General features: G+C 55.6%; 22 protein-coding genes. 13 read left to right on the top strand and 9 right to left on the bottom strand.

Annotated features, from left to right (window positions below):
* Positions 1-12 precede the first annotated feature (12 nt).
* From purB to AC27HQ_RS12405, 6 genes are all read left to right on the top strand, one after another.
* The gene (gene purB / locus AC27HQ_RS12430; protein ID WP_487156490.1) at positions 13-1383 is read left to right on the top strand and encodes an adenylosuccinate lyase; all 1371 of its coding nucleotides are present in this window, start codon (positions 13-15) and stop codon (positions 1381-1383) included.
* Between the two features lie 117 nt (positions 1384-1500).
* Positions 1501-2676 (top strand): ribosomal protein uL16 3-hydroxylase, encoded by a 1176-nt coding sequence (locus AC27HQ_RS12425; protein ID WP_487156489.1) that lies wholly within the window; start codon positions 1501-1503, stop codon positions 2674-2676.
* A complete protein-coding gene (locus AC27HQ_RS12420) occupies positions 2669-3682 on the top strand; it encodes a GNAT family N-acetyltransferase (RefSeq protein ID WP_487156488.1) in 1014 nt (337 codons plus the stop codon). The genes AC27HQ_RS12425 and AC27HQ_RS12420 overlap by 8 nt, the downstream gene beginning before the upstream one ends.
* Positions 3679-4503 (top strand): secretin N-terminal domain-containing protein, encoded by an 825-nt coding sequence (locus tag AC27HQ_RS12415; RefSeq protein WP_487156487.1) that lies wholly within the window; start codon positions 3679-3681, stop codon positions 4501-4503. Before AC27HQ_RS12420 ends, AC27HQ_RS12415 begins: the two co-directional genes overlap by 4 nt.
* 469 nt (positions 4504-4972) lie before the next feature.
* Entirely contained in the window at positions 4973-6568 is a 1596-nt protein-coding gene (locus AC27HQ_RS12410; RefSeq protein ID WP_487156486.1) for an isocitrate lyase, read from the top strand.
* Between the two features lie 177 nt (positions 6569-6745).
* Positions 6746-7186 (top strand): thioesterase family protein, encoded by a 441-nt coding sequence (locus AC27HQ_RS12405; protein ID WP_487156485.1) that lies wholly within the window; start codon positions 6746-6748, stop codon positions 7184-7186.
* Positions 7187-7241: 55 nt separating this feature from the next.
* On the opposite strand, the gene AC27HQ_RS12400 is transcribed toward AC27HQ_RS12405, so the two are convergent.
* The 6 genes from AC27HQ_RS12400 to ppsA form a co-directional block, all read right to left on the bottom strand.
* Positions 7242-8207 carry an OmpA family protein gene (locus AC27HQ_RS12400; protein WP_487156484.1) on the bottom strand — a complete coding sequence of 322 codons (966 nt, stop codon included), beginning with the start codon at positions 8205-8207 and terminating at the stop codon, positions 7242-7244.
* A gap of 91 nt (positions 8208-8298) precedes the next feature.
* On the bottom strand, positions 8299-8883 hold the full coding sequence (gene sigX / locus AC27HQ_RS12395) for an RNA polymerase sigma factor SigX (RefSeq protein WP_487156483.1): 585 nt from the start codon (positions 8881-8883) through the stop codon (positions 8299-8301).
* 34 nt (positions 8884-8917) lie between these two features.
* Positions 8918-9739: a mechanosensitive ion channel family protein gene (locus tag AC27HQ_RS12390; protein WP_487156482.1), complete on the bottom strand. Its 822-nt coding sequence runs from the start codon at positions 9737-9739 to the stop codon at positions 8918-8920.
* Between the two features lie 7 nt (positions 9740-9746).
* Positions 9747-10004 carry a hypothetical protein gene (locus tag AC27HQ_RS12385; RefSeq protein WP_487156481.1) on the bottom strand — a complete coding sequence of 86 codons (258 nt, stop codon included), beginning with the start codon at positions 10002-10004 and terminating at the stop codon, positions 9747-9749.
* A gap of 86 nt (positions 10005-10090) precedes the next feature.
* Positions 10091-10576 carry a ribonuclease E activity regulator RraA gene (rraA, locus tag AC27HQ_RS12380; protein WP_487156480.1) on the bottom strand — a complete coding sequence of 162 codons (486 nt, stop codon included), beginning with the start codon at positions 10574-10576 and terminating at the stop codon, positions 10091-10093.
* A gap of 27 nt (positions 10577-10603) precedes the next feature.
* Positions 10604-12973, bottom strand: a complete 2370-nt coding sequence (gene ppsA / locus AC27HQ_RS12375; protein ID WP_487156479.1) for a phosphoenolpyruvate synthase — start codon at positions 12971-12973, stop codon at positions 10604-10606.
* 151 nt (positions 12974-13124) lie between these two features.
* Between ppsA and ppsR the strand changes: the two genes are divergently transcribed.
* Entirely contained in the window at positions 13125-13943 is an 819-nt protein-coding gene (gene ppsR / locus AC27HQ_RS12370) for a posphoenolpyruvate synthetase regulatory kinase/phosphorylase PpsR (protein ID WP_487156478.1), read from the top strand.
* On the opposite strand, the gene AC27HQ_RS12365 is transcribed toward ppsR, so the two are convergent.
* Positions 13944-14852 (bottom strand): LysR family transcriptional regulator, encoded by a 909-nt coding sequence (locus AC27HQ_RS12365; protein ID WP_487156477.1) that lies wholly within the window; start codon positions 14850-14852, stop codon positions 13944-13946.
* Positions 14853-15116: 264 nt separating this feature from the next.
* On the opposite strand from AC27HQ_RS12365, the gene AC27HQ_RS12360 reads away from it, so the two are divergent.
* The 6 genes from AC27HQ_RS12360 (at position 15117) to AC27HQ_RS12335 (ending at position 21494) form a co-directional block, all read left to right on the top strand.
* Positions 15117-17477 carry a TonB-dependent receptor domain-containing protein gene (locus tag AC27HQ_RS12360; protein ID WP_487156476.1) on the top strand — a complete coding sequence of 787 codons (2361 nt, stop codon included), beginning with the start codon at positions 15117-15119 and terminating at the stop codon, positions 17475-17477.
* A gap of 60 nt (positions 17478-17537) precedes the next feature.
* Positions 17538-18140 carry a PepSY-associated TM helix domain-containing protein gene (locus tag AC27HQ_RS12355; RefSeq protein WP_487156475.1) on the top strand — a complete coding sequence of 201 codons (603 nt, stop codon included), beginning with the start codon at positions 17538-17540 and terminating at the stop codon, positions 18138-18140.
* 11 nt (positions 18141-18151) lie between these two features.
* Positions 18152-18658, top strand: coding sequence for a DUF2271 domain-containing protein (locus AC27HQ_RS12350; RefSeq protein WP_487156474.1), 507 nt, complete (start codon positions 18152-18154; stop codon positions 18656-18658).
* Positions 18659-18698: 40 nt separating this feature from the next.
* Positions 18699-19559, top strand: a complete 861-nt coding sequence (locus AC27HQ_RS12345) for a DUF4198 domain-containing protein (protein WP_487156473.1) — start codon at positions 18699-18701, stop codon at positions 19557-19559.
* A 2-nt stretch (positions 19560-19561) separates the two neighbouring features.
* Entirely contained in the window at positions 19562-20929 is a 1368-nt protein-coding gene (locus tag AC27HQ_RS12340; RefSeq protein ID WP_487156472.1) for a sulfite reductase subunit alpha, read from the top strand.
* Positions 20930-21053: 124 nt separating this feature from the next.
* A complete protein-coding gene (locus AC27HQ_RS12335; protein ID WP_487156471.1) occupies positions 21054-21494 on the top strand; it encodes a DUF411 domain-containing protein in 441 nt (146 codons plus the stop codon).
* A 6-nt stretch (positions 21495-21500) separates the two neighbouring features.
* Here the strand turns inward: AC27HQ_RS12335 and AC27HQ_RS12330 are convergent, their stop codons facing one another.
* Both AC27HQ_RS12330 and AC27HQ_RS12325 read right to left on the bottom strand, forming a co-directional pair.
* Positions 21501-22496, bottom strand: coding sequence for a GGDEF domain-containing protein (locus tag AC27HQ_RS12330; protein WP_487156470.1), 996 nt, complete (start codon positions 22494-22496; stop codon positions 21501-21503).
* Between the two features lie 138 nt (positions 22497-22634).
* Complete coding sequence (locus AC27HQ_RS12325; protein WP_487156469.1) at positions 22635-23057, bottom strand: SufE family protein; 423 nt, start codon at positions 23055-23057, stop codon at positions 22635-22637.
* Positions 23058-23070 lie beyond the last annotated feature (13 nt).

The raw sequence follows: 23070 nt of genomic DNA, 5'->3' as shown, positions 1-23070 counted from the left end.
ATGAGATAGCTTATGCAACTGTCCTCCTTGACCGCCGTTTCCCCCGTTGATGGCCGCTACGGCAGCAAAACAGCCAGCCTGCGCACGATATTCAGTGAATATGGTCTGATCCGATTCCGCGTCCAGGTCGAGGTGCGCTGGCTGCAGTGCCTGGCCTCCCATCCGCAGATCGCCGAAATCAGCCCCTTTTCCGCTGAAGCCAATGCCCTGCTTAATACCCTGGCAGAGGACTTCCAGCTGCAGCATGCCGAGCGCATCAAGGACATCGAGCGCACAACAAACCATGACGTAAAAGCCGTTGAATACCTGCTCAAGGAACAGGCCGACACCCTGCCAGAACTGCAGAAAATCAATGAATTCATTCACTTCGCCTGCACGTCTGAAGACATCAATAACCTGTCCCACGCCTTGATGTTGCGTGAGGGGCGGGATCAGGTGGTACTGCCCCTGATGCAGCAGATTGCTGATCAGATTCGCGGGTTGGCCGTTGCCTTTGCCGACGTACCACTGCTGTCTCGCACTCACGGTCAGCCAGCCTCGCCCTCCACCATGGGCAAGGAAATGGCCAATGTGGTCTATCGCCTGGAGCGTCAGATTGCCCAGATCAAAGCCATTCCCCTGCTGGGTAAGATCAACGGTGCGGTCGGCAACTACAATGCTCACCTGTCGGCCTACCCGGAGATTGACTGGGAAGCCAATGCCAAAGCCTTTATCGAAGACACCCTGGGGCTGAGCTTCAATCCCTATACCACGCAAATTGAACCGCATGACTATATTGCCGAGCTGTTCGATGCGGTGGCGCGCTTCAATACCATTCTGATCGACTTTGATCGCGACATCTGGGGCTACATCTCGCTGGGTTACTTCAAGCAGAAGACCATTGCTGGCGAAATTGGCTCCTCAACCATGCCGCACAAGGTCAACCCGATTGACTTCGAGAACTCCGAAGGCAATCTCGGTATTGCCAACGCATTGATGCAACACCTTGCCAGCAAACTGCCCATCTCCCGCTGGCAGCGCGACCTGACCGACTCCACGGTATTGCGCAATTTGGGTGTGGGGTTTGCTCACAGCGTTATTGCGTATGAGTCAACTCTCAAGGGAATCAGCAAGTTGGAGCTGAATGCTCAACGCATTGCTGATGATCTGAATGCCTGCTGGGAAGTGTTGGCCGAGCCGATTCAAACGGTGATGCGCCGTTATGCGGTGCCGAACGCCTATGAAAAACTCAAGGAACTGACCCGCGGCAAAGGCATTACTCCCGAGGCATTGCTCGAGTTTGTTGATGGCCTTCAGATCCCGGCTGACGCCAAAGCCGAGCTGAAAGCCCTGACGCCCGCTAACTATATTGGCAGCGCTATAGAGCAAGCTCGCCGCGTTTAAATCAATATGCCGCACCTATTCCTGAAGCGCTGCTTCGGGATGCGTGCGGCGTTCACCTTACCCGCTCCGTCCTTTTATACTGCTTAGCTTATTCCGCCCTCAGGCAAGGTCGCAATCATGACAGATACGCTGCAAAGCCGGGTTCTCGGCGAGATTACCCCGGAGATATTCCTGCGCGAGTATTGGCAAAAAAAGCCGCTGCTTATCCGTCAGGCATTTCCTGAACTGACAAGCCCCCTGTCACCGGATGAGCTGGCCGGATTAGCGCTGGAAGAAGAGATTGAATCGCGCATTATTCTGACCGAGGGCGAAGCGCCCTGGGAGCTACGCCGCGGCCCCTTTACCGAGGAAGACTTCAAGCAGCTGCCCGAACGCGACTGGACCCTGCTGGTCCAGGCCGTTGACCAGTTTGTGCCGGACGTCGCCGAGCTGATGAAACCCTTCAACTTCCTGCCCAGCTGGCGGATTGATGATGTGATGATCAGCTACGCTGCACCCGGTGGTAGCGTGGGCCCGCATTTCGATAACTACGATGTCTTTCTGCTGCAGAGCCATGGGCATCGACGTTGGAAACTCGGACAGTCTTGTGATGCCCGGAGCCCGCTACTGGAGCATCCCGACCTGCGCATTCTCAGCCATTTTGAACAGACTGATGAGTGGCTGTTGGCCCCCGGCGACATGCTCTATATACCGCCGGGGCTGGCCCATTACGGCATAGCCGAAGATGACTGCATGACCTGCTCGGTGGGCTTCCGCGCGCCCAGCCACCAGGAAGTCCTCGTACACTTCACGGACTTCCTGGCCCAATATCTGGATGACCAACAGCGCTACAGTGATGCCGGCATGACAGTTCCTGCTGACCCGGCCGCCATTGATGATGCTAGCATCGACCGCCTGCAACAGATCATGCTGTCACTGGTGAATGACCGTGAAGCACTGGGCACCTGGTTTGGCCGCTTCATGACGGAACCACGGTATCCCGACATGATTCAGCCGCAGGAAGTCGACAGCGACCTGCTGGCGAACGAACTGGGTAACGGTTATGGCCTTATGCGCAACCCCAGTGCCCGCCTTGCCTATCGCCTGGAGGGTTCAGAGCACCTGCTGCTGTTCGCCAGCGGTGAGCATTGTCTGCTGCCTGCTACCCTGTTGCCATTGGTTCAACTACTCTGTCATGAGGATTATCTTGATCCGACAGCGCTCCTGACCTGGCATGACAACGTCGATGCCTGGACGCTGATTGAGCAACTGTTTGGCAAGGGAGATCTCCTGCTGGAGGGAGAGGATGAATGAGATCGACATTCAGGTTGTAGATTGGCAAAGCACCGAGGTCTTGAGGCGTATTCGCTACGCCGTTTTCGTCGAAGAACAACAGGTCCCCGCTGATCTCGAGTGGGATGCGGACGATCCAGTAGCTACCCACTTTCTCATGCTCATCGACAATCAGGCTGTTGGAACCGCACGGTTGCTAGAAGACGGCCATATTGGTCGCGTGGCGATCAGTGCTGACTGGCGAGGCAAGGGCTTGGGTAACAAGCTGATGGACTACATCATGCAGTATGCAAAAAGCATTGGCATGCGCCATATCGAACTTTCTGCCCAGACCTACGCCCGCGACTTTTACCTGAAACTCGGTTTCCAGCCCTGCTCGGATGAGTATATGGAGGCGGGCATTCCACACATTGCCATGTCCTGGGACGCACCAATGGTGGACGACTTGCCGCCTATCGAGTTCACCTCCCCCGGAAAATTCAGCATTCACAATCCGCCTGCCGAGGCACGTCCAGAGCGGGTTTTCGACCTGCCCTTTCAACTCGGTGAGCAACGTGACTTGGTCGATATGACTGAGCAGAATGCCCATGAGCACCTGTGCTGGCTAATCAGCCAGGCCCGCCGTCAGGTGACTATATGTGCCGCAGACCAGGCTATCTGGCTGTTCAACCGCCGCGACGTGCTCGACTGCCTGGAACAACTGATCGCCAGGCAGCCGAAATCCCGTGTACGCATCCTGATCCAGGAAGCCAGTCAAGCTTTTCTCGAAGGGCACAGTCTGCTGACCCTGATGCACCGCTTTCCCAGCACCATTGAAATTCGCCGGCAACATCCTGAACGGACCCGAGGCCCTGAGGTCTACATGCTGGTAGACGACTGCGGCATTATCATGCTCCCCAGAGCGCTGCACCGAGAGGGCTTTGTGCGTTATAACAGTCCCGATCAGGTCAAGCGTTGGGGCAGTCGGTTTGACGAGCTCTGGTCAACCAGTCAAAGCGACCCGGCCATCAGGAGATTCATGTTGTGAACTGGCAATCCTTGATCTTAACCAGCCTGCTTGTCATGGGCACGCTGCTTCAAGCGCAAGCTGTCCATGCGCAGCAACGGACCGAGATTTTCACGCTCTCTTACAGCATGGCTGACAGCATTCTGCCAGCGATTCAGCCCATGCTGGAAGACGACGAGCGTATCTCTGCCTATGGCAATCAGTTGATCGTTCGTGCCGATCCAGCCCGTATCGAAGCCATCCGCCGGATGCTGAACGACCTTGACCGACAACCCCGGCGTATCATGATCAGCGTCGCCAATAGTGGCAGTGTTACGTCTTCCGAGCAGGGCTACCAGTTTGACGGCCGTATTGGAACCGGCGCAGGTGATGTGGTCATCGGCAATCCCCGGGGCGACAACCAAGCCCGCATCATTCGTCGAGAGACCCGTGGCATGAATGATGGTGTTCGGCAAATTACTGCCAATGAGGGTTACCCGGTGTTGATCCAGAGTGGTCAGAGCGTACCGCTGACCAGCACCACCACCGACATCTATGGCCGAGTAATCCAGCAGACCCAGTATCAGAACGTGACCCAGGGTTTTTATGCGACCGTTCGTCTGAATGGCGACATGGCTACCGTCACCCTGAGTGCCAACAACGACCGCATCAACCGTAATGACGCCCGCGTTATTGATGTGCAACAAGCCGATACTGTGGTGACTGCGCGCGTTGGCGAATGGATCACTATTGGCGGGATTGGCGACGCGGCTGACAGCAACGACCGTGATATAGGTCGGCGCACAACTACGCGCAGCCAGGAACAGGGCAGTCTGCGGATCAAGGTTGATCCGCTTGACTGAGCTAACCTGCCTGTAGTGGCAGGAAAAAAACACTACATCTGCATTGACTTATTGCCAACCAAGTCGCATCATTGCGTCGCTCCCGCTAGCCAGAGAACACGAAAGTGAACTCCGGATCGATTCCGAACAAAGGTATCGGTCAGTATCTTAACAGCTCAAAAAGCCGTTTGATGAGGTTGCGACTGGAACGAAGTTGTCCTGAGGGACGGGGAAGCGATTTAACGTAGTCTGATTGACAGCACAACCTGCATCGCCGGCGCACCCCATGGGAACGTTTGGTTACCTGGCTCCCGTCAGACAGCGCAGCGGCTTTCAATCACCTGCTCGCCCTACTCCATCCCCTCTCGGATTACTCCCTTTCAGTCCTGTTCAGATGCTCAGCGGTGTGCCGCCCATGCACAGCCTTAATCATATGGGTTTTGGGTGGAAAAATCGTGCTCAACCAAACGCAAACCTTGAAGGATTGACCATGTCAGCTTATCAAAACGACATCAAAGCAGTTGCCGCTCTGAAAGAGCAATTTGGCAGCAGCTGGAGCGCTATCAACCCCGAATCCGTCGCTCGCATGCGCGCTCAGAACCGCTTCAAGACCGGTCTGGAAATCGCCCAGTACACCGCCGACATCATGCGCAAAGACATGGCTGAGTACGACGCCGATTCTTCTGTATACACCCAGTCTCTGGGTTGCTGGCATGGCTTTATCGGTCAGCAGAAACTGATCTCGATCAAGAAGCACCTGAAGACTACCAACAAGCGTTACCTGTACCTGTCCGGCTGGATGGTTGCTGCCCTGCGTTCCGACTTTGGCCCGCTGCCTGACCAGTCCATGCATGAAAAAACAGCCGTCTCCGACCTGATCGAAGAGCTGTACACCTTCCTGCGCCAGGCTGACTCCCGCGAACTGGACCTGCTGTTCACCGCACTGGATGCTGCCCGCGAAGCTGGCGACAATGCCAAGGCCGCTGACATCCAGAACCAGATCGACAACTACGAAACGCACATTGTGCCGATCATTGCTGACATCGATGCTGGCTTCGGTAACCCTGAAGCCACTTACCTGCTGGCCAAGCGCATGATCGAAGCCGGTGCTTGCTGCATCCAGATCGAAAACCAGGTTTCCGACGAGAAGCAGTGCGGTCACCAGGACGGCAAGGTAACTGTTCCGCATGCCGACTTCCTGGCCAAGATCGCCGCTGTACGTTATGCCTTCCTGGAACTGGGTATCGACAACGGTGTAATCGTTGCCCGTACCGATTCCCTGGGTGCCGGCCTGACCAAGCAGATCGCCGTAACCAACGAGCCAGGTGACCTGGGCGACCAGTACAACTCCTTCCTTGACTGCGAAGAAGTCTCTCCTGCCGACATGAAGAACGGCGACGTCGTTCTGAACCGCGAAGGCAAACTGTTGCGTCCCAAGCGTCTGCCGTCCAACCTGTTCCAGTTCCGCGCTGGCACCGGCGAAGCACGCTGCGTTCTCGACTCAATCACCAGCCTGCAGAACGGCGCCGATCTGCTGTGGATCGAAACCGAGAAACCGCATGTTGGCCAGATCAAAGGCATGGTTGACGAGATCCGCAAGGTTATCCCGAACGCCAAGCTGGTTTACAACAACAGCCCGTCTTTCAACTGGACCCTGAACTTCCGTCAGCAAGTGTTCGATGCATTTGTCGCCGAAGGCAAGGACGTATCTGCCTACGACCGCGCCAACCTGATGAGCGTCGATTACGACGAGAGCGAACTGGCTCAGGTTGCCGACGAGAAGATCCGTACCTTCCAGCGTGATGGTTCTGCCCATGCCGGCATTTTCCATCACCTGATCACTCTGCCGACTTACCACACTGCCGCGCTGTCTACCGACAACCTGGCAAAAGGTTACTTCGCAGATCAAGGTATGCTTGCTTACGTCAAGGGCGTTCAGCGTCAGGAGCTGCGTCAGGGTATCGCCTGCGTCAAGCACCAGAACATGGCTGGCTCCGACATTGGTGACAACCATAAAGAGTACTTCGCTGGCGAAGCGGCTCTGAAAGCAAGCGGTAAAGACAACACCATGAACCAGTTCGGCTGATAGCCTAAGGTTCAGCAGACAGCCACGCTGTCTGGTGTCATCGAAAAGCCACCCATTTGGGTGGCTTTTTTATGTCTGAACGTCTGCAAACGCTGTCTGAGATAAGCTATCTCACGTACAATGCGCCGCTTCCAAGTCCCCTGCCCCGGCAGCATCAGCAGTCACAGGTTTAATCGTATGGCACGTATCAACCTCGAGTTCCCCGAGAATCAGTTCTACTTCACAACACAGCTTACTGTGCGCATTACCGACATCAATGCCGGCAAGCACCTGGCAAACGATTCCATGATCTCGATGATCTCAGAGGCCAGAGCACGCTTTCTCTATCAGTTCGGCATAGAAGAAGTCAGCGATCGGGATACCGGCATCATCATTACCGACCTGGCCACTACCTACAAGCGCGAAGCCTTTGCCAGGGATGCACTGATATTTGAAGTTGGGGTCATGGATCTGAACAAATACGGCGGCGACATCATTTTCCGTATCACCAAGGCAGTCGGTGGTGAACTGGTGGCGCTAGCAAAATCCGGCTTTGTCTTTTACGACTTCACCACGTCCAAGGTCAGCCCTATGCCGGATGATTTCCGGCTGCGGTTTCCAGGCGTGAATTACATTTGATATGGACATAAAAAAACCCGGCCGAAGCCGGGTTTTTTAACATCAGATCAGGCGATTAACGCACCTGAACCTGTGCTTCCACTTCCGCCTCAACACGACGGTTCATGGAGCGACCTTCGTCAGTGGCGTTATCAGCGATCGGACGTGACTCACCATAACCGGCAGAGCTGACGCGTGAGGCTTCAACGCCCTCGGCAATCAGAGCCTGACGTACTGAGTTGGCACGACGCTCGGACAGATTCTGGTTGTAGGCATCGTTACCTACGGAGTCAGTGTGACCTTCAACCATGGTAGTAACCGATGGGTAGGTCTTCATGAACTCGGCCAGACTCTGGATGTCCTGACGGTATTCAGGGCGAATAGTGTCACGGTCGAAGTCAAACTTCACGTCAAGCTCAACGCGGACGGACTGCATCTCAGGCGCAGGCTGGGGGGCCGGTGCTGGAGCAGGAGCCGGTGCAGGCTGAGCAACCGGGGCAGGCGCAGGTGCGGCGCCAAAGTTCAGACCCAGACCAACGCCAGCCATCCACTCGGTGTTGCTGCTGTCAAAGCCATGCATGACATCAACGCCAGCCTTCAGGAAGAAGTTTTCGCTAAGGTAGTTTTTAACACCGGCGCCGACCAGGGCCATAGTTGTACGGTCACGCGAGCTGGTGCCAACCTGATCCAGTTCCTGATGACCCAGGCCACCGGAAACGTAAGGACGGACTGCACCGGAGCCAAAGTGGTACACGGCTTCAACGGTTGACAGGCGACCATCGATGTCTTCGCCAGTTACGTCGCTTTCCAGGTTACGGTATGTACCCAGATTGATATTCAGCAAAACGTCATCAGTCAGGAAATAACCAATTCCACCACCCACCAGAGCACCGTCGTTCAGATCACGGTAGCTATCAGTGAAGTAGCGCTTGGCAAATGCCTCAACTTCAACCGAACCAGCGCTCTGAGCCATGACAGGCATAGCGAAGGAAGCAGCGATCGCAGTTCCAACAACGATACCCAAAGTGTTTTTCAATTTCATCAGTGAATCCCCATCTCTTCCATTAAAACGTTAACTTGCGCAAAACACTGACAGAGTATAACAGAATTTAGCAAATACAAGCAGAGTGCTTTTAAAAGGGACTATCTATATTCTTTCTTAGTTTTTCGAGTGCACGTTTATATCGCATTTTAGTCGCACTTAAACCCATGTGCATAATATCGGCGATTTCCTGGAACTCCAGTTCGGCAACAAAACGCAGCACCAATATTTCCCTGTCTACCTGGTTTACGTGCACCAACCAGCGGTCCAGGCTGGCGCGATCTGTAACCGGCACCGATACGGTATCTTCTACCTCGTCCTGAGGGTCAAGACTCAATGCATCAAACAGTCTGCGTTTACGTTTCTCTTTACGATACTGCGTGATGCATTCGTTATAAGTGATACTGTAAAGCCAGGTTTTAAACTTCGCCTTACCTTCAAACTGACGCAAGCCATGTAATACTTTCAACATGACTTCCTGACACACATCATCAGCATCACGCTCATTGCCCAAATACCGGGCGCACACATTAAACAGCGTGCGCTGATAGCGCCGCATCAGTTCCTCATAGGCCACTGTCGTGTGAAAAAGCTCTTGATTGGCCCGCTCGACCAGCTCCTCATCGGTAAGATCGAGCGGATTATAGCGTCGTGGCTGTGGTGTGTTGTTCACCATGGTTGGCTGTGGCTATCCGGCTGCTTCAAGGATGTCAGCGTGAAACGCGCTGACTGAGCAAGCTGCGGTTATCCACCGAAACGATCTGCCCCTCGTCATCAAGCAACTGGGTCTTGACCGTACCGATCTCCTCGATCACGCCTTCCAGTCCCTCGAGCTTGATGCGATCACCCACATGGTAAAGCTCGCGCACATAGATGCCAGCAATGATCTGACTGACCACGTCGCGACTGCCAAGGCCCAAGGCCAATGCGGCGGCGGCACCGAATGACACCAGCACGATGGCGATGACGGTATTCAGCAAAGCCGTTTCAATCTGCAACTGCCCAATGGCCAGAGAGACCGTGATAATGACCAGCAAACTCTGAACAAAGCGGCCCAAGCCACTGGCATAGTCAACGCCGATACTCTCCGCCGCGCCACGTACCACACCGTTGACCAGATGAGACAGCAGCAGGCCGGCAAACAGGATCAACGCGGCGCCGAACACCTTCGGCAAATACAGGGTAAAGACATCCAGCGTGGCAGACACCCGAGCCAAGCCCAGCGACTCTGCGGCCGAAACAATAAAGGTCAGGACAATAAACCAATAGACAATCTTGCCTATAACCGTCGACACCGGTGCCGATATACCGATGCGTTTGAACAGCTTGTTGACCCCTGCCCCATGCATCAGCCGATCCAGACCAATCTTGGCCAGGCCCTTGCTCAACAGGGTATCAACCACCTTGGCCACAACAAAGCCGAGCAAAATGATAAAGAGTGCCGCTATCAGACTGGGAATAAAGGCCGCTATCTTGGCCCATAGAGTGGACATGGCTTCAGTGAAGCTTTGGCTCCAGACATCTAATTCCATGATCAAATCACTCCTCTTGTTGTGCATCAGCCGACGTAGTTTTGGCCGTTCGCCGAGAAACCGGGCGGGCATGGCGCAAACCACGTGCACCGCCCTCAGAGAGCACCCAGCCCCAGCGTGAAAAAAGATTAACCAGATCGAATATCCCGCCATGGATGTGAGCCCTGTGCAGGACTCGCTCCAGGCGCTGGTCTTCAACCGGATCTGAAACACCTTGCTCGCCGCGCATCAGCTCACGAAGGCGTTGCTCAATTGGATCCTCCATGCACCCTCTCCTCTGGATGAGTTACCTCATATGGACGCACGGAGGCGCTGGAATGTCACCTCACAGGCTGAGTAAGCCAAACCCCATCAGCTTGGCATGCTCAAGGCAACCTGGGAGATGATAATGCCGTTATTGTCGGCGTAGACGTACTCGCCGGGACGGAAGACGACACCGGCAAAGGTCACGGGCACATTCAGATCACCAATACCACGCTTCTCGGTCTTCATCGGATGACTGGCCAGGGCCTGAATGCCCACAGCGGTCTGGGCCAGCACATCAACATCGCGCACACAGCCATAGACGATGATGCCCTCCCAGCCGTTCTTCGCCGCTTTTTCAGCCAGCATGTCGCCCAGCAAGGCGCGGCGCAATGAACCACCACCATCAACCACCAGCACCTTGCCTTTGCCGTCGAGATCAACCTGCTCCTTGACCAGCGAGTTGTCTTCAAAGCATTTGACCGTAACGATCTGCCCGCCAAAGGCATCATGCCCGCCAAAGTTGCTGAACATCGGCTCGGCAACCAGCACGTCAGGATAAGCGTCACACAGATCAGGGGTTACATAATGCATCAGCATCTCTCCTTTGCAGTCAGTGGCTCAGTTCGGGTTTTCGGCGAGGAAGAACCAGGTATCCATGACCGAATCAGGGTTCAGCGATACGCTTTCTATCCCCTGCTCCATCAGCCAGCGCGCCAGATCCGGATGGTCAGACGGGCCCTGGCCACAAATGCCAATGTACTTGTTGGCTTTGATACAGGCAGAAATGGCCATGCTCAAGAGTTTCTTCACGGCGGCATTTCGCTCATCAAACAGGTGCGCAATGATCCCGGAGTCGCGATCAAGGCCCAGCGTCAACTGAGTCAGGTCGTTGGAACCAATGGAGAAACCATCAAAGTGTTCAAGGAATTCATCGGCCAGCAGGGCGTTGGCTGGCAGCTCGCACATCATGATCAGACGCAAGCCGTTGTCGCCTCGCTTCAAGCCATTCTCCGCGAGCATCTCAACCACCTGCTGGGCCTCGCCGACGGTGCGCACAAAGGGCACCATGATCTCGACGTTGGTCAGGCCCATCTCGTCGCGCACGCGCTTCATCGCACGGCACTCCAGTTCGAAGCAATCGCGGAAAGAATCACTGATATAGCGTGATGCACCGCGGAAACCGAGCATCGGATTCTCTTCTTCCGGCTCATACAGGCGCCCGCCAATCAGGTTGGCGTACTCGTTGGATTTGAAGTCGGACAGGCGCACGATGACTTTCTTTGGCCAGAAAGCCGCCGCCAGCGTACTCACGCCTTCAACCAGCTTCTCGATATAGAAGCCGACCGGGTCGGAGTAACCGGCAATGCGCTTTTGCACACTGTCCTTGACATCAGCCGGCAGGCTGGCGAAGTTCAGCAGAGCCTTGGGATGCACGCCGATCATGCGATTGATGATGAATTCCAAGCGCGCCAGACCTACGCCCTCGTTGGGCAGATTAGCAAAATCGAAGGCCCGATCAGGGTTGCCAACGTTCATCATGATTTTGAACGGCAGCTGTGGCATGGCGTCCACGCTGTTGGTACGCACATCAAAGGACAGCTGACCGGAATAGATCAGACCGGTGTCGCCTTCGGCACAGGACACAGTCACTTCCTGACCATCCTGCAGAACCTGGGTAGCATTACCAGTCCCGACGACCGCCGGGATACCGAGTTCACGGGCGATAATCGCGGCATGACAGGTACGCCCACCGCGGTTGGTAATAATGGCGCTGGCACGCTTCATGACTGGCTCCCAATCCGGATCCGTCATATCCGATACCAGCACATCACCGGCCTGCACCTTATCCATCTCGGTCACATCGTGAATGATGCGCACCTTGCCGGCACCGATTCGCTGACCAATGGCACGGCCTTCAACCAGTACCTTACCCTTTTCCTTGAGCAGGTAGCGCTCCATGACATTGACGTTGTTGCGACTTTTGACCGTTTCAGGGCGCGCCTGAACGATGTACAACTTGCCGTCGTCACCGTCCTTGGCCCACTCGATATCCATCGGTCGGGCATAGTGCTTTTCAATGATGAGGGCCTGTTTGGACAGGTTGATGACTTCCTCATCAGTCAGGCAAAAACGCGCACGCTCGGCGGCATCCACATCCACTGTCTTGACCGAGCGACCGGCACTGGCTTCTTCGCCGTAAACCATCTTGATTGCCTTGCTGCCAAGATTACGGCGCAGGATCGATGGCCGGCCCGCTTCCAGGGTAGGCTTGTGGACATAGAATTCATCCGGGTTCACTGCACCTTGCACGACCGTCTCGCCCAAACCATAGGCTCCGGTAATGAAGACTACATCACGGAAGCCTGATTCGGTATCGAGCGTGAACATGACGCCAGCTGTTCCGGTTTCCGAGCGCACCATGCGCTGAACACCTGCAGACAATGCCACCAATTTATGGTCAAAACCCTGGTGAACGCGATAGGCAATGGCGCGATCGTTGAACAAGGAGGCAAAGACCTCCTTGGCTGCGCGGATAACGTTATCCACGCCGCGAATGTTCAGAAAGGTTTCCTGCTGGCCAGCGAAGGAGGCATCCGGCAGGTCTTCTGCTGTGGCCGAAGAGCGCACCGCCACAGCCAGTTGCTCATTACCCGCGCAAAGCTCGGCAAAAGCCGTGCGAATCGCCTGATCCAGAGCCTCTGGGAAGGTTGCGTCCATTACCCACTGGCGAATCTGGGCGCCGGTGCGCGCAAGGGCGTTGACGTCATCAACATCCAGTGCGTCGAGGGCGGCATGGATACGATCATTCAGACCACTCTGTTCAAGAAAATCCCTGTAAGCGTCTGCGGTCGTGGCAAAGCCGCCGGGCACAGATACACCGGCATGGGCCAGGTTGCTGATCATTTCGCCAAGGGAAGCGTTCTTGCCGCCAACCCGCTCAACATCATCAACGCCCAACTGCTCGAAGGACACTACGTACTCTAACAAGGTGATCTCTCCGCTTTTCAATGAATTTGGTCCGCCATGGGGCGGGTAGCTGGTCTGGCCGGCGCAAATGCGCCACAATGCGGCCACTGAGACCAGGTCGACCTGAATACAGGTCTGATGCACTCGCCACCGACATCTTAAGGCTTCGCGCATGAAACGCACCGCTTTTTTCATTTCTGACGGTACCGGCATCACAGCCGAAACACTGGGTCAGAGTCTGCTTTCACAGTTCGAGAACATCGAGTTCACCAAGCTGCTCCGACCCTATGTCGATACTGTAGAAAAAGCGCGTAGCATGGTACAACAAATCAATGCAGCTGCCGAGCAAGACGGTGCCCGGCCAATTATTTTTGATACGGTGGTCAATTCCGAAATTCGCAAGGAACTGGCCAGTTGCAATGGTTTCATGATCGACATCTTCTCGACCTTTCTCGCCCCGCTTGAGCAGGAACTGGGGGACGGGTCTTCCTATTCGGTCGGCAAATCCCACTCAATTCAGCACAATAGCCACTATAAAGACCGAATCGATGCCGTGCATTTCGCCATGGACAACGATGATGGCGCGCGTACTCAACAATATGTCAACGCCGATATCATCCTGGTGGGCGTTTCCAGGTGCGGCAAGACACCCACGAGTCTTTACCTGGCCCTGCAATACGGCATACGGGCAGCCAACTATCCGCTGACCGAAGAGGACATGGAGCATCTTCAATTACCAGCCGCCCTCAAGCCCCACAAGCACAAGCTGTTTGGACTGACCATCGAACCAGAGCGCTTGACCAGTATTCGTAATGAACGCCGCCCTAACAGCCGCTATGCCAGCTTTGCCCAGTGTGAATTCGAAGTACGTGAGGTGGAAAATCTGTTTCGTAAGGAGAACATCGCCTTTGTAAACACCACCACTTTCTCTATAGAGGAAATCTCGGCAAAGATCCTCGTGGAAAAAGGCATAGAACGGCGGCTCAAGTAATCACGTTTGCCCTTTGCCGGACAGCTTCAGTTGCAACCACGCCTTCAGCGCCTCGACCTTTCGTGACGGACGGCCAAAGCTGTAATGCAACCTGAGTGGCAAAACGTCCGGCATCCACCCTTCCAGGCAAACACACAGACTGTCGGGATGCGACTGCTGGTAGTGCTCCGCGAACCCCGTCGGCAAAATGCCGATGCCTTGACCATCGGCAATACAAACCGCCTGCATCAAGAGTGTATTGGTCTTGATACGTGATGGGGGCGACGAAATAGCATAGGTCTGCGCCTGATTGTTATGCAGCATGATCTGCCGAATGCGATCCTCAGGACGAAGCACCCAGGGGTGCGCGCTCAAGTCTTCCGGGACCTGGGGTTGACCATGTTCCCGCATGTAATTCGGACTGGCATACAGCGCGGTTGGCCAGGCTCCCAGATGATCCGAACGCAACCCCGGTATGTCTTCTGCGCCAAGCCATAGCCATAGATCACTCGCCCCTCCCTGGCCCTCCGGCGCCTGTGACTCAACCTTTAACTCCAGGTTGACTGCGGGATGCAGCGTCATAAAGTCAACTATCCAGGACGGCATCCAGGCATGTTCGAACGCCGGGTGCAGGTGCAACGTCAGATCCCCACTGACGTCATCCCGAAGTTCATCAAGGGATACTTGACTCAACCTCGCCAGTTCAATCATTTGACAGCAATAGCTGTAGAACAGACTGCCCGCTTCAGTTGGCACCATTCTGTTTGACAGTCTTAACAGCAAGCGCTGCCCTACCCTGGATTCAAGCTGAGAAATACGCCGACTCAGTGTTGACTTGGGTAGATCAAGACATTGTGAAACAGCCGAAAGCCCCCCTTGCTCGACGACCGCAGCGAACACATAGAGCTCATTAAAGTCATGCATCACCATGTGTTCGTCCTCCCTATGATTTCAAAACCAGCCCGCCGTTAGCCACTACCCGCACAGTGGGCTGCTGCGCAATTCTAATGATAAATAGTATCAATTGCGAATAAATCTCATTTGTTTCATTTTATGCAACCCAACGTTGCGCTATCTGCCGTGGAACTTACGCAATCAAGTCCATAGAATGCCGCCACACCACAATAATGATAATGATTCGTATTAGCTAAATACTAATCCAGCCCGACATACGGGTCCGGGGAGCATTCAGGAATGAGCAAAACGTTGAGATCATCAGCAACCGGCATTGCACTAGGCAGCATGACATTACTGGCCACCAGCATTGCCATGGCCCAACAGTCAGACAACTATAAACTGCCAGACACCGTAGTCAGCGCCACTGGCTATGAACAGAAAATCACCGATGCACCCGCCAGCATCAGCGTGATAAGTCGAGAGCAACTGAGCAGCAAACCTTATGCCGGCCTGGCCGATGCCCTGCGCGATATCGAGGGCGTCGATGTTGGCGCCGATCTGGACAAGAATGGGAATATCAGCATCACCCTGCGCGGCCTGCCCAAGGACTATACGCTGGTCCTGATCGATGGCCGGCGGCAAAGCGATATTGGCGACATTGGTCCCAACAACTTCGGCAACAGTCAGTTCATGTATATGCCTTCGATGGAAGCCATAGAGCGCATCGAGGTCATTCGTGGCCCGATGTCGACACTCTATGGCGCAGACGCCATGGGTGGCGTTATCAATATCATCACCCGCAAAGTCCAGGACGACTGGGGCGGATCCATAACACAGGGCTATACCCTGCAGGAAGATTCGCAGTTCGGTGATGAGCAGAAAACCGAGCTATTCGCCAGCGGCCCCTTGATTGAAGGGGTACTGGGTCTTGGATTACGCGGCAGTTTGTATGACCGCGAGCAAAGCGACCCTGGCTACAGCGTTGAGAATCTGGTCAACGGCGACGGCACACCCTTTGTTGATGGCGGCAGCTTTGGCGACAAGAAAATCGTCGCCGCACAGAACTGGAACGCGGGGTTCACGCTCAACCTTACCGCATTGGAGCATCATGACTTCCAGTTCGAGTATGACCTGGCCAAACAACGTTACGACAATACCGAGGGCCAGACAGGCACCCTGGATTCGGCGGACAGCCTCTGGCGCGCGCGCAATGGCATCATTCAACCGCGGGTCGGCTATACCGAGTATCAGCGGGTTGAGCGTGAACAGTTCGTACTCGCTCATACCGGCCGTTGGAGCCTGGGCACAAGCGAAACCAGCCTGACCCGCAGCACCAGCAGCAACCTTGGCCGCTCCCTGCCGCTGACCGTACAGGAGCGCGAAAACCTGCAAGTCATCTGGGACCAGGCTGTGGTTGATCAGGGTAGCAACAACCCCAGTCTGACCGATGCCATACGCGACCAACTGGAAACCCAGTTTCTGCCTCGCCAGCGTAGAGAACTGGAAATCCGCAACACCATCTTTGATACCAAGCTGACCAGCCAGTTTGACCGCCATTACCTGACCCTGGGGGCGCAGTATCTGATGGCGGAAATGGAAGATGGCGTGTTTGGCATGAATGGTGCCGGATATGAGTCTGGTACCACCCAGGACCACAAACAGTGGGCCGTTTTCGCTGAAGATAACTGGGACATCATTGACGCGGTAACCTTGACCCTCGGTGCACGCTATGACCACCACAACATCTTTGGCAATCAGGTCAGCCCACGTGGCTATCTGACCTGGCGAACCAACGACCAATGGACCCTCAAAGGCGGTGTCAGTACCGGCTACAAGACCCCCAAACCCAACCAGCTATACCCCGGCATTGTCGGATTTGGTGGCCAGGGCGTCAGTCCCATGGCCGGCTCCCCGGATCTGCAGCCCGAAACCAGCACCAACTACGAGCTGGCAGCCTATTACGACAATCTCGACAACTTCAATATCAATGCAACCCTGTTTTACAACCGTTTCAAGGACAAGATTGCCCGCGCTGACAGCGTCCCGAACTGCTACAACGCCAGTGGCGTCAAATACCTCAACAGTGGCTGCGTAGACGTAGGGCCAGGCTGGGCCGAGCTGGGCTACAACAGCTTCAGTCAAAGTACCAATGTTGACAGGGCCGATACACGTGGTCTGGAACTGGCCGCACGCTGGGCCATGACCCCGGCGCTATCGCTGAGCGGCAATTACACCTATACCGACAGCGAGCAGAAAAGTGGTGACCAACAGGGCTTGCCCCTGGTCAATACCCCGGAGCACATGTTCAACGCCACCCTCGGCTGGGATGTTTCGCCACGTCTGAACCTGTCGCTGATAGCCGAAGTACGTGACGAGCGCTACCGCGGCACAGCCACCACCTCCGGACCACAGCCACAGACACGGACCCTGTACTACAAGTCCTACGACATCTATCACCTGGGTGCGCGCTTCCGCGCCACGGATGCCCTGACCCTCAACGCCAGGATCAACAACCTGTTTGATCGGGACATGGCTGGACGTAACTGCGAACCAACCTACGACGGTCTCGGCAACCTCGATACCTGGTCCTGCAGCAACGACTACAACGTCACCGAAAAGGCTCGCAGCCTCTGGGTGTCGGCCAATTACACCTTCTGATGGCGCGACGACTCCCGCCGGCATGCCAGCGGGAGTCGTCCTGCAACGAACAGGATAGTCATGCGTTACACCCTGACGATTGGGTCCCTGCGACAGTGGCACTGGATCAGCTCGGCGCTGTGCCTTGCTGGACTGCTACTGTTCTCGGTCACCGGCATAACCCTCAATCACGCAGCACAGATTGAAAGCCGAGGCACTACCACGACCATCGAAGTCAAGCTGCCAGTCCCCGTGCTTGAGGACGTGCGTATGACGGCGGATACCCAGACGGGGCTACCGGCATCCTTCGATCGTTTTGTTCTCCAACAGACTGGTGCGCGACTTGAGGGGCGTGATCTGGAGTGGAGTCCTGCCGAGCTCTATATCTCCATGCCCAAGCCAGGTGGCGATGCCTGGATAAGCCTGGATCTGGAAACCGGTGACCTGCTGTTTGAGGAAACCCACCGTGGCTGGATCGCCTATTTCAATGATTTGCACAAGGCCCGCCATACCGGCCTGGCCTGGCGCTGGTTCATTGATCTGTTTGCCGGCGTCTGTGTGCTCTTCAGCCTGACCGGGCTGTTGTTGCTGAAACGCCAGGTGCCCAGCCGTCCTTCGACCTGGCCCATCACCGGATTGGGCCTGCTGGTTCCAGTCCTGCTGGCCCTATTACTCATTCACTGAAAGGAAACACCATGCAAAGAACGCTTTTAATCTGTTTTCCGCTGCTTTTTACACCACTGGCCGCCGCCGACATGCGCATTGAAGTACAGATTCCTCGACTCGATGTTGCCGAATACCACCGTCCCTACGTTGCCCTCTGGGTTGAGCAGGAGCAACGCCATGTAGCCGATATCACGGTCTGGTATGACCTTGGTATGGCCGATCAGGAAGGCGAAAAGTGGCTCAAGGACTTGCGCCAATGGTGGCGCCGCAGTGGTCGCGGTCTGACACTGCCCGCCGATGGCATCAGCGCGGCCACCCGTCCACCTGGCATCCATGAACTGACCCTTGGTCACAACAGCGCGCCGCTCAATGACCTTCCCCCTGGGGACTACGAGCTGCTGGTCGAGGCTGCTCGCGAGGTGGGTGGTCGTGAGCTGCTACGCCTGCCTTTCAGCTGGCCGGCCAGCCAGGCAAGCACAGTGACTGTTCAGGGCACGAGCGAGCTTGGCCAGGTTCGACTGGCACTAACCCCCTAACCCCTAACTCACCGAACTTGCCCCCCTTGGGAGTATACAAATGAATCGTTCAATAACCCTTATGCTGTTGACTACCGCCCTCTTTATGTCCCTGCAGGCGCAGGCTCACCGGGCCTGGATGCTGCCTTCAGCGACGGTGTTATCCGGCGAGGCGCCCTGGATCACGGTAGATGCTGCCATATCCAACGACCTGTTCTACTTCGAGCATTTCCCCATGCTGCTCGAAGGCGTGGGCGCCCCGGGCGAAACAGCCGGGCGTCAGCGCCAGCCAGCCAAACTGCTTATCCTCGCGCCCGATGGCAGCCATCTGCAACCGCGCAACGGCAACATAGGTCGCCTGCGCAGCAGCTTTGATCTTGAACTGACCCAAAAAGGCACCTACAAGCTGGCCAGCGCCAGTCAAGCCAGATTGGGTGCCAGCTATATGCTCGACGGGGAACGCCAGCGCTGGATGGGAGAGTTGGACCAGCTTGCTGAGGCGATACCTGAAAACGCGGAACAGCTGGAAGTTACCCGTACAGAAAACCGCATGGAGGTCTTTGTCACCTCGGGCAACCTGACCGAATCGGTCTTTACCATTACTGGCCAGGGGCTTGAGCTGCAGCCTGTCACCCACCCCAATGACCTGTTCGCCGGCGAGCCGGCGCGTTTTCAATTCCTGCTGGATGGACAGCCAGCCAGCGGCCTGGACGTCACTGTCGTTCCCGGCGGCAACCGCTATCGCGATGACCTTGGCGACATGCACCTGCAAACCAGCGCCGACGGTATTGTCGAGATCCTCTGGCCAACGCCCGGCATGTACTGGCTGGAGGCCGAGTACAGTAGCAGCGAGGGGCTGTCGCCACCGCTCAATCGCCGTCGTGCCAGTTATAGCAGCACACTGGAAGTACTGGCGCCCTGAGTATGATCATGGCCCTGAGCGAGAATATGCGCTGGTGTATTGCTTTGTTGCTGACGCTGGGCTGGGCGGCCTTATGGCTGCCCTACGTGCGCTGCTGCAGAGAAAAGCATGCTGCTGGCATACGACGAAAAGATCAGGGCAACATGCCCAGCCTGCTGATCTGCCATGCCAGTCAAAGCGGCAATGCCGAGCAACTAGCGCGTCAGGCGGCTGATCATTTACAGCACATTGATCCTGATCTGCAGTTACTGCCCCTGGGCCAGGTAACCCCACAACAGCTGAGCACAGTCTCCAGACTGATCATCATTGCCAGTACCTATGGCGATGGTGAGCCGCCTGACAGTGCCATCGCCTTCAGTTCCCGAGTGCTCAACCAGAGGTTGCAGCTCGAGCACATGAGCTATCTTCTGCTGGGCCTGGGCGATCGCCAGTACCCGCATTTTTGTGCCTTTGCCGAGCGCCTGGATGGCTGGCTAAAGCACCAGGGTGCCCAGGCCATGGCACCCTGGATTGGACTAGACAGACTTGATCAATCAGGTCTGTCCAAGTGGCAACAACAATTGGCTGATATCGGCGCTGGCGCACTACAAACGCACAGCGTTCAAGCCGGACAACAATGGCGACTGGACAGTCGAACTCTGCTGAACCCCGCCAGCGATGCCGCCCCGGTCTATCTGATCAGGTTAATGCCCATTGAACAATCGGCCGATTGGTGCGCAGGTGATATTGCCGAAATTCAGCTTCAAGACCCGGGCAGTCTCGCTCCATCTGCAGTCCATCGGGACTACTCGATCGCCAGCCTGCCCAGCGCCAAGGCGATTGAGTTGCTGGTGCGTTTGGTGCGCTATCCGGATGGCAGACCTGGGCGTGTCTCGGGCTGGTTGTGCTTGCAGGCCGGGATCGGCAGCACGGTTTCCCTACGGGTGCGCAGTAATCCCGGATTTCACCTGTCCGAAGCGGACAAGCCCTTGATTCTGATTGGCGCAGGTACTGGTCTGGCGGGGCTTCGCGGCCATCTGTTGCAAGGTATCGCGTTGGGCCAGAAAAATAATTGGTTGCTGTTTGGAGAGCGTCATCCGCAGCATGACCGGTTACTGCAGAGCGAACTTGAAGCCCTGCAACATGCCGGACTGCTACAGCGCATGAACCTGTGCTTTTCCCGAGCAGAACACCCTCGCTATGTGCAGCAGCTGATCACAGAGCATGCCACTGAGCTCCAGGCCTGGGTCGCGCAGGGCGCCAGTATCATGGTCTGCGGTCGGCTTGCCGGCATGGGTCAAGGCGTCCATCAGCAACTGCAGAGACTACTTGGCGAGCAACAATTAGAGTCAATCCGGATCCAGGGCCGATACCGACGCGATCTGTATTGAAGCTTGTGATACTTAATGGCAATTTTTCAGGCTTTCGATCCGTTACATCCAGTAGACTTTTAAAGCATTGTCATATCGCTGCAGACTACCTACCCTGCTTTCAAAGAAAACTCAGGAAAATGCCATGAAAAGCCTCGTCACCTCACTCACCCTTGTCAGCAGCTTGTTTGCTTCTATTGTCCTGGCATCGGATGTCCAGAGCATCGATGTCTACCGCGATCCGAACTGCGGTTGCTGCAAAGCCTGGATTGAGCATCTGGAGGGAAACGGATTCAGCGTTACCGACCATGAGGAAACGGATATGACGTCGGTAAAACAACACCTGGGTGTACCGGGCGATCTGGCGTCCTGCCATACGGCAGTAATCGATGGGCGTTTTGTTGAAGGGCATGTGCCTGCAGCCGATATTCGATTGATGCAGCAGCGTCCCAGCGTGCTGGGTATTGCAGTACCGGGCATGCCTGTAGGCTCACCAGGCATGGAAATAGGCGACCGGCAGGATAGCTATCAGGTAATCAGTCTGGATGAGGCAGGCAATCGCAACGTGCAGAGCACCTATCCCTGATCAGTTTCAACAGGTGACGTAGCCGTTGCGGCCATTGTCCTTGGCCTGATAGAGGCATAAATCGGCTTGATGCATCCAGGCATCGGTATTGGCGTGTCCTGCCAGCAGGCAACCACCGATGGAGACGGTGACCGGACCTGCTGGCGTCTTCAGCTGCTCGGCAACCGTCTTGCGAATATGCTCTGCGGCCGTCTCCAGCCCATCACGCGTGATTTTGGGCAGCAAAAGCACGAACTCCTCACCGCCCATGCGGAATAGTCGGTCTGAATGCCGACAACTGGCCTCGACAATCTGCGCAAACTCGATCAGGACCTTGTCACCGACTTTGTGCCCGTGCACATCATTGACCTCCTTGAAGAAGTCCAGATCCATGACCAGCAGGCCGAATCCAGTGCCGTAACGCTGATGCTCGGCCAGTGCTATTTCCAGCTCGCTGTCCATGGCGCGACGATTGCCCACCATGGTCAGCGGATCCAGCGCGGCCAACTCGACCAGTTGACGGCGCTGGCGGCGGCCGCGATAGGCAAAGACAAAGGAGAAAAGACTGGCAATCAGACAGGTCACGGCAAAGGAAGTCATCTGGTAATGGCTTTCGAACACCTCGCCAGGATGCAAGTAACCAAAGACACAGAGGGCCAAGAGCGCAGAGAATGTCGCGATGGCACTTTGAATAGGTGGCACAACAAAGAAGTTAAAGAGAATCAGGGTATAGAACCAGAACAGCCCGTTCACACCCAGGTTGATGGCCACCAACACTGCACCGATGGAATAGATACAGGCCAAAAAAAGACCAGGACGAATGGTGTCACCGCTCTTCCAGGCATAGACCACAGCAAAGCCGGTACTGATGACCAGGAAGCTGTCAACCAGCCCAACCAGCCAGTTGCCCTCGAGCAAGCGGTAAATGGTGTAGGGTGTTATCCCGAACAGGGAGCAAAACCCAACCAGCGTAATGATGGATAGCTGAAAATCGCCTTTCAGGCGCATCCAGATACTGTGCATTGGCTACTCAGTGGCGTTAATGTCAGGCAGTCAAGGATGGTGTGACTAAAGCGCACACTACATCCTGAATAAACAACCGACAATAGCATGACGCCACTATAGTGTCTTCACTCTGTTTCAAATGTGAGACACTTTTCTTCAGGATTGCTGCGCAGCGGTATCCTGAATACGCTTGACCATGGCTCTCAGCCCGTTGCCACGGGTGACGCTGAGATGTTTGATCAGATTCAACTGCTCAAAATAATGCTCGATATCGAAATCAATGATCTGCTTTGCCGTCTTGCCGTTGTAGGCGGCCAGCACCACAGCCAGCAACCCCTTGACGATAAAAGCATCGCTGTCCGCATCGAAAAACAACCTGCCACCCTCGGCGTGGCTATCCAGCCAGACCTGACTTTGGCAACCACGCACCAGATGCACGTCAGTACGCTGATTGTCAGCCATGGCCGGCAATTCACGCCCAAGGTCGATGATGTACTTGTAACGGTCTTCCCAACTGTCAAAAAAAGACAGATTGTCGACAATATCATCGCTGCTGATATCCGTACCGAATTGGCTCATGTGCAGGCATCCA

The organism is Halopseudomonas sp. 4NH20-0008 (assembly GCF_057548395.1).
The sequence above is the reverse complement of the archived record's forward strand: the minus strand, read 5'-3'. Positions and strand labels throughout refer to the sequence as shown.